This window comes from Porphyromonas sp. C0041D3, from assembly GCF_056590575.1.
Genome location: NZ_JBWPWJ010000003.1, coordinates 196,239 through 211,067, shown reverse-complemented (window position 1 = coordinate 211,067; position 14,829 = coordinate 196,239). Strand labels below are relative to the sequence as shown.

The 14,829-nt window shown below is 57.2% G+C and carries 14 protein-coding genes; 10 read left to right on the top strand and 4 right to left on the bottom strand.

Features of this window, described 5'->3' with window-relative positions; all coding sequences use genetic code 11:
• The first annotated feature begins 173 nt into the window (after positions 1-173).
• Genes AC1EKE_RS03380 through AC1EKE_RS03370 form a run of 3 tightly spaced genes read left to right on the top strand, consistent with a single transcriptional unit; the run spans position 174 to position 4,082 of the window.
• Positions 174-1,850, top strand: a complete 1,677-nt coding sequence (locus AC1EKE_RS03380) for a putative transporter (protein WP_480308197.1) — start codon at positions 174-176, stop codon at positions 1,848-1,850.
• Positions 1,847-2,038: a hypothetical protein gene (locus AC1EKE_RS03375; RefSeq protein ID WP_480308196.1), complete on the top strand. Its 192-nt coding sequence runs from the start codon at positions 1,847-1,849 to the stop codon at positions 2,036-2,038. The genes AC1EKE_RS03380 and AC1EKE_RS03375 overlap by 4 nt, the downstream gene beginning before the upstream one ends.
• A 13-nt stretch (positions 2,039-2,051) precedes the next feature.
• Positions 2,052-4,082, top strand: coding sequence for a peptide MFS transporter (locus AC1EKE_RS03370; RefSeq protein ID WP_480308194.1), 2,031 nt, complete (start codon positions 2,052-2,054; stop codon positions 4,080-4,082).
• Between the two features lie 224 nt (positions 4,083-4,306).
• Here AC1EKE_RS03370 and AC1EKE_RS03365 read toward each other — a convergent pair whose 3' ends face one another.
• Complete coding sequence (locus AC1EKE_RS03365; protein ID WP_480308265.1) at positions 4,307-5,998, bottom strand: catalase; 1,692 nt, start codon at positions 5,996-5,998, stop codon at positions 4,307-4,309.
• Positions 5,999-6,231: 233 nt separating this feature from the next.
• Between AC1EKE_RS03365 and rpmH the strand changes: the two genes are divergently transcribed.
• The 7 genes from rpmH (at position 6,232) to gpmA (ending at position 12,806) form a co-directional block, all read left to right on the top strand.
• Positions 6,232-6,387, top strand: a complete 156-nt coding sequence (rpmH, locus tag AC1EKE_RS03360) for a 50S ribosomal protein L34 (RefSeq protein ID WP_083289720.1) — start codon at positions 6,232-6,234, stop codon at positions 6,385-6,387.
• 214 nt (positions 6,388-6,601) lie between these two features.
• Positions 6,602-7,273 (top strand): porin family protein, encoded by a 672-nt coding sequence (locus tag AC1EKE_RS03355; RefSeq protein ID WP_480308193.1) that lies wholly within the window; start codon positions 6,602-6,604, stop codon positions 7,271-7,273.
• A gap of 97 nt (positions 7,274-7,370) precedes the next feature.
• Positions 7,371-8,822: an RNA polymerase factor sigma-54 gene (rpoN, locus tag AC1EKE_RS03350; protein ID WP_480308191.1), complete on the top strand. Its 1,452-nt coding sequence runs from the start codon at positions 7,371-7,373 to the stop codon at positions 8,820-8,822.
• 44 nt (positions 8,823-8,866) lie between these two features.
• Positions 8,867-9,247 (top strand): glycine cleavage system protein GcvH, encoded by a 381-nt coding sequence (gcvH, locus tag AC1EKE_RS03345; RefSeq protein WP_070464182.1) that lies wholly within the window; start codon positions 8,867-8,869, stop codon positions 9,245-9,247.
• Between the two features lie 94 nt (positions 9,248-9,341).
• The gene (gene purE / locus AC1EKE_RS03340; protein ID WP_296165151.1) at positions 9,342-9,863 is read left to right on the top strand and encodes a 5-(carboxyamino)imidazole ribonucleotide mutase; all 522 of its coding nucleotides are present in this window, start codon (positions 9,342-9,344) and stop codon (positions 9,861-9,863) included.
• A 1,169-nt stretch (positions 9,864-11,032) separates the two neighbouring features.
• Complete coding sequence (locus tag AC1EKE_RS03335; protein ID WP_480308189.1) at positions 11,033-12,013, top strand: polyprenyl synthetase family protein; 981 nt, start codon at positions 11,033-11,035, stop codon at positions 12,011-12,013.
• A 37-nt stretch (positions 12,014-12,050) separates the two neighbouring features.
• Positions 12,051-12,806 carry a 2,3-diphosphoglycerate-dependent phosphoglycerate mutase gene (gpmA, locus tag AC1EKE_RS03330; RefSeq protein ID WP_297128276.1) on the top strand — a complete coding sequence of 252 codons (756 nt, stop codon included), beginning with the start codon at positions 12,051-12,053 and terminating at the stop codon, positions 12,804-12,806.
• Between the two features lie 78 nt (positions 12,807-12,884).
• Here gpmA and AC1EKE_RS03325 read toward each other — a convergent pair whose 3' ends face one another.
• The 3 genes from AC1EKE_RS03325 to AC1EKE_RS03315 all read right to left on the bottom strand — a co-directional run bounded on the left by AC1EKE_RS03325 (position 12,885) and on the right by AC1EKE_RS03315 (position 14,800).
• Positions 12,885-13,499, bottom strand: coding sequence for a DUF805 domain-containing protein (locus AC1EKE_RS03325; protein ID WP_480308188.1), 615 nt, complete (start codon positions 13,497-13,499; stop codon positions 12,885-12,887).
• A 122-nt stretch (positions 13,500-13,621) separates the two neighbouring features.
• Entirely contained in the window at positions 13,622-14,239 is a 618-nt protein-coding gene (locus AC1EKE_RS03320; protein WP_480308187.1) for a DUF805 domain-containing protein, read from the bottom strand.
• Between the two features lie 39 nt (positions 14,240-14,278).
• Positions 14,279-14,800, bottom strand: coding sequence for a DUF805 domain-containing protein (locus AC1EKE_RS03315; protein WP_480308185.1), 522 nt, complete (start codon positions 14,798-14,800; stop codon positions 14,279-14,281).
• Positions 14,801-14,829: the final 29 nt, after the last annotated feature.

The window sequence follows — 14,829 nt, the reverse complement described above, 5'->3', positions numbered from 1 at the left end:
CCTCGACCCCGCCCGACTCGTCCGACAAGGTAGCGCGCCGTGAGGTGAGGTGGCACGCCGCAGGTGAGGGGGCAGGGTCGTGTTATTTTATTATCTTTGCTTTGTTTTTGAAATAATTTATCGGTGAGGCTTAGTCTGCTTGGCGGATGGGGTCTCGCTCTTCTCTATTATTTATGGACTGGCTAACCAATCTCTTTCTGCAGCACGGCGTCGCACAGGCGATCGTCGTCCTGTCCCTCACGATCGCCGTGGGGCTGCTGCTGGGGAGGATAAAGTTCTGGGGCATCTCCCTCGGCACCGCGTTTATCCTCTTCGTCGGCATCCTCTTCGGTCAGCTGGGGCTCTCCATCGATCCAATGATCAATAGCTTCTTCAAGGACTTTGGACTGGCGATCTTCGTCTACTCCATCGGTCTGGAGGTGGGGCCCAGCTTCTTCTCAAACCTCAAGTCTAAGGGCGCCAAGCTGAATGTCCTCGCCGCCATCGGTGCCTCGCTGGCAGCGGTGGTGACGGTGGCACTCTTCTACATCACCGACATCCCGATGCAGACGCTGGTGGGTGTGATGAGTGGTGCGGTGACCAATACCCCGGGACTTGCCGCTGCCCAGCAGACCTATCAGGACATCACCGGTGTCGCTGATCAGTCGATCGCTCAGGGCTACGCCGTCGCCTATCCGCTCGCCGTGGTCGGCATCATCATGACTATCGTGATGACGAAGGTGGTGGCCAAGATTAATACCGATGAGCTGGAGAAGCGGCTTACCGCACAGTCTGACGCGGAGACCAGCGAGACGGAGGGTGTCTCTGTCGAAGTGACCAATCCGGAGCTATTTGGGAAGACGGTCGTGGAGCTGAAGAAGCTGGTGCCGGACACCGGCTTCGTCGTCTCTCGTGTGCTGAAGAAGGATACCGGCGAGACTGTCCTCGTGAATGGTCTGACACGATTTGAGGAGGGAGACAAGCTCTTTGTGATCCTCAATACGACCAACGAGCAGGATATCATCTCGGCTGTCGGTAAGCTCGACACATCGGATCACGTGACCTGGGTGGAGAAGTCTCAGGACGTGATCGCCCGCTGGGTGCTGCTCTCGGATAGTAAGCTCAATGGTAAGACGCTCAAGGACCTGAAGCTGAGGGAGCACTTCAACGTCAGCGTGACGCGCGTCGATCGCGCCGGCGTGAAGCTGGTGGCCGTCCCTTACCTGAAGCTGCAGCAGGGCGATAAGCTCCTCTGCGTCGGCGGAGAGAAGAGTGTCAGCGCTGCGGCACACTCCTTCGGGGACTCCTCCAAGGCGCTCAATAAGCCCAATCTCTTTGCCATCTTCCTCGGGCTGATCCTCGGTATCATCCTCGGCATGCTGCCGATCGTGATCCCCGGACTCTCCGCCCCGCTCAAGCTGGGTCTCGCCGGTGGTCCACTGATCGTGGCCATCATCGTCGGCCGCTGGGGTGCAGAGTTTGGCCTGCCGACCTACACCACTACGAGTGCCAACCTGATGATCCGCGAGATCGGCCTCTGCGCCTTCCTCGCCTGCGTCGGTCTCGGTGCCGGTCAGGGCTTCATAGAAACGCTCGCCCAGGGAGGCTACGCTTGGCTCGGGTACGGGCTCCTGATCACACTCCTGCCGCTGGTCGTCGTGGCATTTATCGGGCATAAGTTCTACCGCTTTGACTACTTCACCCTCGCCGGTATGATCGCCGGTATGACCACCGACCCGCCGGCGCTGGGCTATGCTCAGACGCTCACGTCCCGCAATAAGCCGCTGATCGGCTACGCGACCGTCTATCCTCTGGCGATGTTTATGAGGATCCTGATGGCGCAGCTGCTGGTGCTGCTCTTCTGCGCGTGACGGCAGTAACGCTCTACGAGGCGACCGCCCCTCTCGGTGATGAGGAGGGCGGTCGCTTCTTTGTACTTAACGGTAAAAAAGGTATTTTTGCCATCAGGGGTCTCCACACGCCTGATCTCACGGAGAGCCTCCTGCCGGTCCGTGACGGGCTGAGGAGAGATAAGACTATAACAACTTACAACCTATAAACCAACTAACCACATGGCACAACGTCATCCTAAAGGGCTGCTGGTGCTCGCCTTGGCAAACATGGGCGAGCGCTTCGGCTACTACACAATGCTGGCCATCCTGACCCTGTACTTGCAGGCAAAGTTTGGACTATCATCGGCTACTACGAGCTGGATCTACTCGATCTTCCTCGCCCTGATCTACTTCCTCCCCGTCTTTGGTGGTGTGGTAGCAGATAAGTGGCTCGGCTACGGTCGCACGATCTTGATCGGAGTGGTCGTCATGTTTGGTGGTTACCTGCTGCTCGGTATGCCCTTCGGCGCCGGTCAGGCGGGTCTCGCCATCATGCTGGGAGCGCTCCTGCTGATCTCGCTCGGTACGGGACTCTTCAAGGGAAACCTCCAGGCTCTCGTAGGTAAGATCTACGATGACCCGAAGTATGCGAAGGGCCGCGACATCGCTTTCTCGATCTTCTACCTCTTCATCAACGTCGGCTCCCTCTTCGCCCCCAGTATGGGACAGGCGATCACGAATAATGTCCTCAAGGAGCACCACTTCGCCTACTACAACGCCGACATCCCAGCCAACTACAACCGCTTCAACGACCGTCTCCTCTCTGCTGACGAGGAGACCTCCTTCATCCAGGCTGTCCAGGATAAGCATGGCGACTGGGCAACGATGACCGCTGAGGATCAGAGCAAGGCGATCAAGAAGGCGAAGTCCGATGAGGGTGTCCTCTTCCAGGAGGATGCTCGTGAGGCAGAGTTTAATCTCAAGCTCGCCGGGCTCAACCAGTACACCGTCACCGGCAAGATCACCGATCCCGCACTGATGGTGACCGACGAGGATTATCGCCTCGCTAAGTCTCGCGTGCCGGAGCAGCAGGCTGCCCGCCAGGCTATCCTCGACCGCGTCGCAGCGGCAGAGGTGCCTGCTGATCTCGTGACCCTCGAGGAGGGCGTGGAGTCTAAGGGCTTTGCTCGCGACTTTGGCTACGAGTATGTCCAGACCGCTCTCTCCACCTCGTACAGCTACGCCTTCTTCGTCGCTTGTATCTCGCTGGTGATCTCGATCCTGATCTTCGTCCTGGGACGCAAGACCTGGAAATTTGCTGACGTGACCGCCAAGCAGGCGATGAGTAACGCCGCCGAGCAGGGAAAGAAGGTGAAGCCAATGCCCAAGAAGGAGGTCCGGGAGCGTATGTTTGCCCTCATCCTCGTCTTTATCGTGGTGATCTTCTTCTGGATGGCCTTCCACCAGAATGGCCTCACGCTGACCTTCTTCGCTCGTGACTACACGGTGAGTCAGGTAGACCCGACCACCTACGGTCTCTTCAATATCGGTATGCTGGTGGCCTTCATCGTCTTTATGTACGGTATCTACTCCATGACGATGGGTCTCCTGGGATCGGAGAAGAATAAGAAGCTCGGTCTCGGCCTGCTTGTCGCCGGTATCGTCGGTCTTGCGGCAGTCTACCTGACACAGATCAAGCCGCTCGAGGGTATGCAGAATATCACTCCTCAGATCTTCCAGCAATTCAACCCCTTCTTCATCGTCCTCCTGACGCCTATCACGGTCGGTATCTTTGCCGCACTGGCCGCTAAGGGAAAGGAGCCAAGCGCTCCGCGCAAGATCGGTATCGGTATGATCATGGCGGGAGCCGGCTTCCTCGTGATGCTGATCTGCGCCCTGACCAATCAGCTGCCTGCCCCCGGCTCGCTTAATGGCGGTACCAGCCCGATCCTCGTGCAACCTGAGTGGCTCATCGGTACTTACCTGACACTGACGGTGGCCGAGCTCTTCCTCAGCCCGATGGGTCTCTCCTTTGTCTCCAAGGTGGCTCCACCTCAGTACTCCGGTCTGATGCAGGGAGGATGGCTTGCCGCCACCGCCGTCGGCAATATGCTTGTCGGCGTGATGGGCAACCTCTGGGACAAGATCTCGATGCCCACCTTCTTCATCATTCTGATCGCCTGCTGCGGTATCGCCGCTGTCTTCATCTTCGCCATCATGGGTCGCCTCGAGCGCGTGACCGAGGATAAGCCCGAGGAGGTAGAGGCGTGATGAGGCGATAGAGGACTATTGCACATCCTAATGGAAAGGGGCAGCACCTGAGTATGATCAAGTGCTGCCCCTTTCCTTTTTTTCTCCCCCTCCCCCTAAGGTGAGATCGATCCCCGGCGATGGCTCTCTGCCTAGGATGGTGACCGCGTAGGGCGTAAAGGGTAAAGCCCTCACTCCGATGTCGGAGAGAGGGCTTTACGCTCAGTGGAGTAGGGGGGTACCTATCAGAGGAGGTAGGGGTCGTCCTCCCACGGGGTCAGCGTGGTGGGGTCGGCGACATTGGTGTCTCTCCCCTCGGGGGGCAGATCCTCGGCGCTCTTGGGCTCTGCCGGCTTCGTCGGGTGGTCGAGCTCCTTATCCCGGGCACGCTCCGCCTGCCAGTCCTCACGGGAGGTCTCGCCATTGGAGGAGGTGTCGACGGTGGAGATGTCGATGCCGAGCGCCTCAGCCACCATCTCCCCGTACTTCGGGTCGGCCTGGTAGCAGTGGCGGATGTGACGGTGCTTGATCTGCATCGTGGAGTCGCCCATATTGCGTGCGGTATTCTCCGCTAAGACGAGCTGCTGCTCCGGCGTCATCGCCCTGAAGAGCTGTCCCGGCTGGGTGAAGTAGTCGTGGTCGTCCTCACGGAAGTCGTAGTAGTCGACGCGACCGCCCTCCTGGGCAGGATTTTGCACCTCGGGGTTGCTCTCCCAGTCGCCATAGCTATTGGGGTAGTAGTGGAGCTCGCCACCGTTATTCCCATCGACGCGCATACGCCCGTCGCGGTGGTAGGAGTGGGGATCCTTGACCCCGAGAGGGGAGTTGACCGGTATCTGGTGGTAATTGACCCCAAGCCGGTAGCGCTGAGCATCGGCGTAGGCAAAGGTGCGGAACTGCAGCATCCGGTCGGGGGAGATGCCTATGCCGGGCACCTGATTGGAGGGGTCCATAGCGAGCTGCTCGATGTCCTGGAAGTAATTCTCAGGGTTGCGATTGAGCTCAAACTCACCCACCTCCATGAGGGGGTAGTCCTTCTTGGGCCACATCTTCGTGAGGTCAAAGGGGTTATTCTTCATCTCCCGCGCCTGCTCCTCGGTCATCACCTGGATGTACATTTTCCAGCGGGGGTACTGCCCCTCATTGATCGCCTCCTGCAGGTCTCGGCCGTTGCTCTCGCGGTCCTTGGAGACCACCTTCTCCGCCTCCTGGTCCGTGAGGTTTTGGATGCCCTGCTGGCTGCGGAAGTGGAACTTTACCCACACCCGCTCGTCGTCCGCATTGATCAGGCTGTAGGTGTGGCTGCTGAAGCCGTGCATGAAGCGGAAGCTGGAGGGGATCCCTCGGTCGGACATCGTGATCGTCACCTGGAGGAGAGACTCAGGGAGTGAGCTCCAAAAGTCCCAATTGATATTAGGGCTCCGGAGGTGGCTCTTCGGGTCGCGGTGGACGGCATGATTGAGGTCGATGAAGAGCTTCGGGTCGCGGAAGAAGAAGACCGGGGTGTTATTCCCCACAATGTCCCAATTGCCCTCCTCGGTGTAGAAGCGTACGGCGAAGCCTCGGATGTCTCTCTCAGCATCGGCAGCGCCTCTCTCGCCTGCTACGGTGGAGAAGCGGGCGATCATCTGACACTCGTTGCCGACCTTACTGAAGATCTTAGCCTTGGTGTACTTAGTGATGTCGTGGGTGACGCGGAAGGTCCCCCAGGCGCCCCAGCCCTTGGCGTGCATACGCCGCTCGGGGATCACCTCGCGATTGAAGTGCGCATGCTTCTCAAAGAGCCAATGGTCCTCCATCGTGAGAGGACCTCTCGCTCCGGCGCTCTGCGAGTCATCGTTATTAGGCACAGGCACTCCGCCTGCGCGGGTCATCCGCCCGGGGTGGACGGTGGCGTTGCGGCTTGAGGGATCGTCCTTGAGGCCGTTTTTCTTCATCGGGTCTTTTTTCATGGTTAGTCTTGGTTTTTTGTGGTGTAAAGTGCTCTTTTGAGCTCAAACTTATCGAAAATCCGAGTGCCGAGCAAATGGGATCGCTGGGAGAAAAGCTGTAATCCCCATTGCATTAGCGGAATAATAGTAGTACCTTTGCACCACTTTTCGGATACAATAATCTGCGATCTTGACCATCGGCTCCGATGGAAGGGAGGAGCATATGAGTTAATAGCGATATGAAGAGAACATACCAACCTCACGTCACCAAGAGAAAGAATAAGCACGGCTTCCGCGCTCGTATGGCATCTGCCGGCGGTCGTCGCGTGCTGGCTGCACGTCGCGCTAAGGGGCGCGCCAAGCTGAGCGTCTCGGACGAGTTTTCCGCTCGCTAAGCCCTACCGGTGACCTAAGTGATCTACAGACCTTGACTGATACATTGTATCGGTCAAGGTCTTGGTCTTTTTTGGTAAAAACTGCGCCAAATCGGGAGGGGACATTTTGCAATCACACTATTTATCACTAACTTTGCCCTACACGAAGGGAGACTGGCTCTCGGGCTCGGTCACCCGGACATTAAGTTTGACACTAAACAATCATTACAAGATTATGAAACTAAGAAACGTAATCCTCGGCTCACTCCTCGGAGTATTTGCCCTCGGTGCAACTGCCAACGCTCAGATCGGCTTCATCGTACGTGGTGGCTACCAGGCTGCCAACATCACCGGTAGCTCTATCGACACCAAGATCACTCACGGAGCCCGTGTAGGTGCCGCTGCCGACATCACCGTCTACGATGGTGGTATGAGCCGCATCTCCATCCAGCCCGGTGTAGACTTCGCTATGAAGGGCTACAAGGTGGGTGAGATCAAGAAGAACGACAAGGCTGGTCTCAGCACCACCACCAGCCTCTACTACGTGGACATCCCCGTCCTCGCCAACTTCTCTTTTGACCTTGGCAATGACCTCGGCGTCTTCGTCAATGCCGGTCCCTATCTCGGTGTAGGTGTCGGTGGTAAGGTGACCGGCGAGGGTAAGCTCTTTGGTCTCGAGGGTAAGTCCGAGAAGGATATCAAGCCCTTCGACAAGGATAACGGCATGCTTAATCGTCTCGACTGGGGTGCTCAGGTCGGTGCCGGTGTGGAGTACAACCACTTCCAGGTAGGTGTGGGTACTCAGTTCGGTATCGGTGACATCCGTAACGACAACTGGAAGAAGGCCGATAAGGATAAGGCTATCCGCAACAGCAACTTCTTCGTTACTGTCGGCTACCGCTTCTGATCCATAGGTTAGAGCCTTATTTAATACAGGCGGGTCGTCTCTTAACTGAGGCGACCCGCCTTTTCTTCGTACATTTGTCCCATAAGAGTGACAGTGTATGACCGGAAACGGAGGTAATAAGCAGAAACTAAAGCAGCGGCAGAAGCTCTCCGCTCGGCAGATCCAGCTGATGCAGATGGTGATGCTCCCGCAGACGGAGCTCTCACAGCGCATCAAGCAGGAGCTAGAGCGCAACCCCGCACTTGAGGAGGGGAGCGATGAGCCGGGAGACTACGAGGACTTGCCTGATGGTGAGGGGGACGTCGTGGAGAGCATCGATGCCGATGACTACACCGATGTGGATGAGATCCCCGGCTCTGCCTACAAGCATACCGCCCGCTCGGAGGGTGCCTCGGCGACAGAGATCCCCTTTGCCGACACACCGACGCTCACGGAGTACCTCCGCCGGCAGCTCTACATGACCGATCTCGATGAGGAGCAGCGACAGATAGCCGCCTTCGTCATCGGCAGTCTCGAGGACGACGGCTACCTGAGGCAGACGACGGAGGGGCTGACGGACGATCTCGCCATCTATCAGGGGATCTACTGCAGTACGGAGGAGGTGGAGGCAGTCGTACGGGCGATACGGGCTCTCGACCCGCCCGGTGTGGGTGCGAGGGATCTGAGGGACTGTCTCCTCCTGCAGCTGGAGCGGCGTACCCCTGAGACGACGACCATCAGCCTTGCCAAGCGACTCCTCACCGATCACTTCGATGATCTCTCCAAGCGGCACTACAGCGCCCTCAGCGAGGCGTGCGATGCCGATGACGACCAGATCCGCGAGGCGATCCGGCTGATCGTCTCGCTCAATCCCACCCCCGGGCTCGACTTTGGCACCCGGATGGAGGGAAATGCCCAGACGGTCATCCCCGACTTCGTCGTCACGGAGAGCAATGGCGACCTCGTGGTGACGCTGAATAATGGCGACATACCCGAGGTGAGGGTCAATCGCCAGTTTGAGGACGAGATGAGCGCCTATACCGGTGACCTGAGGAGCCTGCCGAGGGAGCAGCGCGAGACCGGGAAGTTTGTCAAGGGTAAGCTCGACGCCGCCCGCACCTTCGTCGATATGATCCGCCAGAGGCGTGAAACCCTTATGTCCACGATGATGTGTATCGTGGATATGCAGCGCGAGTACTTTCTCAGCGGTGATATGTCGACCCTGCGACCGATGATCCTCAAGGACGTCGCTGACCGCATCGGGTACGACATCAGCACGATCTCTCGGGTCACCTCGACCAAGTATGTGCAGACCGACTTTGGCACCTTCCCGCTACGCCACTTCTTCAGCGAGGGTACGATGCGCAACGATGGCGAGGAGATCTCTACCCGCCATGTGCGGCAGATCCTCCGAGAGATCATCGACGAGGAGGACAAGCGTCGCCCGCTCTCCGATGAGGCGCTCAGCAGGGCACTCGACGAGCGCGGCTACGATGTGGCGCGCCGCACCGTCGCCAAGTATAGGGATGGGATGGGAATCCCTGTTGCAAGATTGAGAAAAGAATTCTAAATTTGTACTGGAAATATTTGCCAACCAAAACAATAGACAACACTATGAACTTTCCTGAAAACCTGAAGTACACCCAGGACCACGAGTGGATCCTCGTAGAGGGTGATCAAGTAACCGTCGGCATCACCGACTTCGCTCAGCAGGAGCTGGGAGACATCGTATTCGTCGACGTCGACAGCGAGGGCAGCACCGTAGAGGGCGGTGAGGCATTCGGCTCCATCGAGGCGGTCAAGACGGTCTCTGACCTGATCGCTCCCTGCACCATTGACGTCGAGGAGGCCAATGCTGAGCTCGAGGATGCACCCGAGCTGGTCAATCAGGACCCCTACGGCAAGGGCTGGATCATCAAGGGCAAGGTCGCTGATGCCGGTGCCATAGAGGGACTCCTCTCTGCCGCTGACTACAAGGCTCTGGTGGAGAAGTAATCTACTTCGGAGATCATGACAATACAAGGGGAGAGAGGCGACTTGTGTCGTGCTCTCTCCCCTATTTTTTTACATATAAAGAGACTACTAAGCTATGGCTGATAAGAGTAAGCCCATCGTCAGCGTCATCATGGGCAGCACCAGCGACCTGCCGGTGATGAAGAAAGCGCTCGACCTCCTCGAGCAGATGGAGATCCCCTTTGAGCTCCTGGCGCTCTCCGCCCACCGCACTCCCGAGGAGGTGACCGACTTCGCCACCCACGCTGAGGAGCGCGGCATCCGCGTCATCATCGCTGCAGCCGGCATGGCGGCACACCTCTGTGGTGTCATCGCTGCGCAGACCACCGTCCCGGTGATCGGCGTCCCGATCGCCTCCACCCTCTCCGGTATGGATGCGCTCCTCGCCATCGTCCAGATGCCCGGCGGCATCCCCGTCGCCACCGTGGGCATCAATGGCTCGCTCAATGCCGCACTCCTCGCCGTGCAGATCCTCGCCGTCGCCGATAGGGAGCTCGCCGAGCGCTACCGCGCCTACAAGGAGGGGCTGAAGCAGAAAATCGTCAAGGCTAATGCCGACCTCGCTGAGGTGAAGGACTACAGGTACAAGACCAATTGAGACTGTTGCACGAAGGCGATCCGCTGCGTTGCTTTCGGAATTCGGCCTCGGTCACGTACGTGAGTACGCTCCCTTCGGCCTCATCCTCAGCGCCTTGCATCTCATCCTTCGTGCAAAGTCTCAGCACATTTGAAACAAATGTGCGAGAATGGCACTTCGTGCAACATTCTCAATTGATACCTGTCTCATACGGACAGAGAAAGGGCTCGCAGGATGGATGACCACTCTGCGAGCCCTTATAAGATCGCGCCGGGGACTTTGGATAACTCCGAAAGTAAGGATTTGAGGATGAATCGTGCTTTGTAATCCGCCCGCCCATAAAGAGCAGCGGCACGCCATCGCAAGATCCAAGGGTCTCGGAATTGTTTTAATATTGACGAGTTTCCCGTGTGCCCGACGCGAATGTCTATACTTAGATACCACCTCTTGTGGAGGTAGCGAAGCGCTCTCGCTTCTTATTTCTTTGTATCACAAAGGTAGGAAAATCAATTCGCATTTGCAAGTCTCGCCCCTACAGCCAGTCCTTTCTTTAAGTCGGAATCCACCTGGCCCGGTATTGAGAAGGAGGGGTCCCCAATCGGTAGGGGAGGGGATAATCACGGGCAGGGGTGACGCATTTGAGTAGTACAGAAGCCACGCAGCTCATTCTGAAGGTTAGCAAACGAAGCACCCTCAAGGGTGTCGCACCATCAAGCCTTCCCACCGAGTGCGTCACCCCCTGCCCGATCAGCCCGCTCCTCAGAGAAATCTCTAATACCGATATTAGAGAAATCTAATATCGGTATTAGACTTCACTAATATCGGTATTAGATAGAGCGCCTATCCACGGGCATGGGACACCCCTCCCTTATGGGCTCCACAGCTAAGGCAATAGATAGTGGATGAGGAAGTAGTTAGAGCCTTTGGAAACTTTTGTCACCACCCACCCCACCAATCCACCTCCTCCGTTTCCTCGCCCCCCCCTCCCGGCTCATCAGACTTCGAGTCGGTCCTATTATGTTCGACAAGCATTATCTTTAGCAAGCATACTTTTTCCATGGATTAAATTTATTGACAGAGATGACGCATTCGAATGACTTCTGTAAGGCTCTAATGCGTCACTCCTGATTACGGGCGGGAGTGTTTTAGTCAGCGGCAATAATTGTGTAAATTTGTGGTGTAGTATGAGTATGAGTAATTTCTTCGACAACCTCCCCGAGGATATCGCCAGCATCTCCGACCGCATCGACCAATTGATGGGGGAGACGCTGGAGAGTGACTCCCCCTCGCTGCGCCACGCGGTGGAGCTTTTCCGTCGTCACCCGGGCAAGAGACTCCGGTCGATGCTGATGGGTGTCGTCGCCTCCGCTTACGGCGAGATCTCGGACCGGGTGGTCCGGGGCGGGACATTTATCGAGATGATCCATATCGCCACTCTGATCCACGACGATGTGATCGACGATAGCGACACACGTCGCGGGACTCAGGCGCTCCATGTGCTCTTCGGCAATCGTAAGGCGGTGCTGATGGGGGACTATGTGCTCTCCAGGGCGATCCTCCTTGCCGTGGAGCTGGAGGAGCCACTCGTGCTACAGATCCTGAGCCACGTGGGTGAGTCGCTCACGGAGGGCGAGCTGATGCAGGACGATGCCGCACAGCTGGCCGAGACGAGTGAGGAGTGGTACTACGACATCATCCGTCGCAAGACCGCCTCCCTACTGGCCGCCTCTGCCACCCTCGGGGCGATCCTCGCCGGCAGGAAGGACGAGGAGACTACGCTCGAGATCAGCGAGGCGACGCTGAGCCTGGGTATGGCTTTCCAGATCCGGGACGACCTATTTGACTACCTCCCCACGCCGGAACTGGACAAGCCCGCCGGCAACGATCTGCGGGAGCATAAGGTGACCCTTCCTCTCATCTACGCCCTGGAGCATAGCGGGCGCAAGGGGGAGCACGCTCGACGACTGCTCCGACAGACCGAGCTGAGTGAGGAGGACATACGCTCCCTGACCGACTTCGCCATAGAGTACGGTGGGATCGACTACGCTGAGCAACAGATGCATCGCCTCCTGAGCGAGGCGAAGGAGCACTACGCCCGGGTGATCCCCGAGGGGCGTAGTCTCGACCTGCTCTACCGGCTGTGCGACTACATTGCAGAGCGAGAGAAGTAAACGGCCTATTTTTTCACAAAATAATTAGAGACAAAGTATGAGAAGATTAGTACTGGTACGCCACGGACAGAGTGAGTGGAACCTGGAGAATCGCTTTACCGGATGGACCGATGTGGACCTGACCGATAAGGGTATCCAGGAGGCTGCCGCTGCAGGCAAGACGCTGAAGGAGAATGGATTTCACTTCACCCTCGCCTACACCAGCTACCTCAAGCGTGCCATCAAGACCCTCAATATCATCCTCGATAAGATGGATCTCGACTGGATCCCCGTCCGCAAGACCTGGCGCCTCAATGAGAAGCACTATGGCATGCTGCAGGGTCTCAATAAGGCTGAGACTGCAGAGAAGTATGGCGACGAGCAGGTGCACGTCTGGCGCCGTAGCTACGACGTACCGCCCACGGAGCTGGAGAAGGACGATCCTCGCAGCCCCTTCCAGGACACGCGCTACGCTCACGTGGACCCGAAGGACCTGCCTCTCACGGAGAGCCTCAAGGAGACCGTGGAGCGGATCCTCCCCTACCTCCACGAGGAGATCCTGCCATCGCTGAAGGACAATGAGGATGTCATCGTCGCCGCTCACGGCAACTCCCTCCGCGGTATCGTCAAGGTGCTGAAGGGGATCTCTGACGAGGATATCCCCGCGCTGAACCTCCCGACCGGCATCCCCTACGTCTTTGAGCTCGACGAGACCGACAACTATCGCGTGATCAAGGACTACTTCCTCGGCGATCCGGAGACGATCAAGAAGCTGATGGATGCCGTTGCCAACCAGGGCAAGGCTAAGAAGTAAGCTTCCCCACTTATACCAAAAGAGAGGCTGTGTCGCAACTTGCGGCACAGCCTCTCTTTGGCTTTTCCCTATTACCGATCAGATCTGACCGTAGCCCTCATAGGTGGGGGCGGGCTTGGGATCAGGTCCATAGGCATTGGGACCGATCTTGCCGGGGATAAAGGCGATGACCAGCACCACCAGTCCTGTTAGGTAAGAAAGGATTTTACTGATACTTGTCACTGCATGGGGGACGACTCCTGGTTCGATCATGACAAGCAAAGCGATGACGTTATTGAGGATCGTCAGTCCACCGACTACCCAGAAGAGTCCGGTGGAGAGTCCCACATCGTGAAAGCGGCGACAAGTAACCGCAAGCCAAGGAACGAAAAGCAACAGCCCCACGATCATCATAGCCCAGAAGTAAACGTTCCCGGACATAAGCGAGAAGATGTACTCCTCATCATCGGGATTTTGTGACATATACTGCATTGTGTCGGGATCGGACATCATTTCTCCAACAGAGGTCGCCACAAAAAGGACCACCGGCACAATGAAGATGAGTAGCTGAAAGAGGATATAGCTCCACCACTCCTTGCGGCGCGCCCTACCGGAGAAGTCGGAGTACTTCTTCGTGATGCAGCGGACAAAGTAGCCCCAGAGGGAGAGATTTTCGCCCTGCGGGGCGGTGTTGTTGTTTTGGATCACTTCCATTGTAAAAGTTTGTATGTAAGCGTTTTGAGCGAGGTCAGGAGAAGCAAGCTACCCCGCTATACCAAAGAGAGGATGTGTCGCCAGTCCTGACACAGCCTCTCTTTTGCTTTTCTCCTTACCGATCAGATCTGACCGTAGCCCTCATAGGTGGGGGCGGGCTTGGGATCGGGCCCATAGGCGTTGGGACCGGTCTTGCCGGGGATAAAGGCGACAACCAGCATAGCCAGTCCGGCGAGCATTGAAAGGAAAGAGACAATACCTGTCAAAGCTTGGGGGATGACTCCCGGAGCGATCACCATAAGCAGGCTGATAATGGTACTGAGGACCGACAGCCCGCCGACCACCCAGAAGAGACCGGTGGAGAGTCCCACATCGTGGAAGCGACGACAGCCTACCGCCAGCGTCGGCACCAGTAGTAGGATCCCCACGATCGTCAAAGCCCAGAAGAATACGTTGCCACCCATAAGCGAGTAGATGTACTGCTGCATATCGCTGGGGTTCTGTGCCATATACTGCACCATCTCCGGATCGGCTGCGAATTCTTCACCGAAGGTCATCCCCATGGGGATGGACAGGAGCGAGGTAATGAGTAACTCAAAGAGGGCAAAGCTCCACCACTCTTTGCGGCGCGCCCGTCCGGAGAAGTCAGAGTACTTCTTCGTGATGCAGCGGACGAAGTAGCCCCAGACAGAGAGATTTTCGCCCTGCGGGGCGGTGTTGTTGTTTTGGATCACTTCCATTTTCAAGTTTGTATTTAGAGGTTAGAGGTTATGAGTATATCACTCGCCCTTGGGAGCGAGACCGTACTTATTCTTTTTCTTACCCCCGGGGATGATCGCAACGCCGAGGATGAAGATCAGCGCACAGGCGGCGAGGAGCATCGACAGGACAAAGAATCCCGGACCCCCGAGACCGCCATAGGGGGTAAAGAAGAGCGGGATCGGCAGCAGGATGAGCAGCATACCCAGCAGGACAGGCCAGGCAGGCAGGTTGCAGTCATGGAAGCGACGCACCGCCACTGCCATCCCGGCGAGGAGGAGCCAGAGGGCGAGCAGCCCGACGATACAGGTGATGATGACGCCTGAGCCGGCGAGCGGGTCCGTGACGTCTATCCATCCGAGAGAGGACGCCCCGGCGACGATGCCGCACAGCAATCCCCCGAAGAGGATCGCAAAGAGCATATACCCCCAAAATTCCCTCCTCCGTGCCCTGCCTGTAAAGGTGACACACTTGCGAGTCATACATGAGATAAAGATCCGGAAGAGTGACTCCTGCTCCTCTACTTGCTTGCTTGGTATCATAATAGTTGAGTGCAAAAAAATATCCTGCC

Coding starts and splice junctions, on each gene's coding strand:
- AC1EKE_RS03325 (WP_480308188.1), bottom strand. CDS start 13,499: ATGGAAGTGATCCAAAACAACAACACCGCCCCGCAGGGCGAAAATCTC.
- AC1EKE_RS03355 (WP_480308193.1), top strand. CDS start 6,602: ATGAAACTAAGAAACGTAATCCTCGGCTCACTCCTCGGAGTATTTGCC.
- purE (WP_296165151.1), top strand. CDS start 9,342: ATGGCTGATAAGAGTAAGCCCATCGTCAGCGTCATCATGGGCAGCACC.
- rpoN (WP_480308191.1), top strand. CDS start 7,371: ATGACCGGAAACGGAGGTAATAAGCAGAAACTAAAGCAGCGGCAGAAG.
- gpmA (WP_297128276.1), top strand. CDS start 12,051: ATGAGAAGATTAGTACTGGTACGCCACGGACAGAGTGAGTGGAACCTG.
- AC1EKE_RS03320 (WP_480308187.1), bottom strand. CDS start 14,239: ATGGAAGTGATCCAAAACAACAACACCGCCCCGCAGGGCGAAAATCTC.
- AC1EKE_RS03335 (WP_480308189.1), top strand. CDS start 11,033: ATGAGTAATTTCTTCGACAACCTCCCCGAGGATATCGCCAGCATCTCC.
- AC1EKE_RS03370 (WP_480308194.1), top strand. CDS start 2,052: ATGGCACAACGTCATCCTAAAGGGCTGCTGGTGCTCGCCTTGGCAAAC.
- AC1EKE_RS03365 (WP_480308265.1), bottom strand. CDS start 5,998: ATGAAGAAAAACGGCCTCAAGGACGATCCCTCAAGCCGCAACGCCACC.
- AC1EKE_RS03380 (WP_480308197.1), top strand. CDS start 174: ATGGACTGGCTAACCAATCTCTTTCTGCAGCACGGCGTCGCACAGGCG.
- rpmH (WP_083289720.1), top strand. CDS start 6,232: ATGAAGAGAACATACCAACCTCACGTCACCAAGAGAAAGAATAAGCAC.
- gcvH (WP_070464182.1), top strand. CDS start 8,867: ATGAACTTTCCTGAAAACCTGAAGTACACCCAGGACCACGAGTGGATC.
- AC1EKE_RS03315 (WP_480308185.1), bottom strand. CDS start 14,800: ATGATACCAAGCAAGCAAGTAGAGGAGCAGGAGTCACTCTTCCGGATC.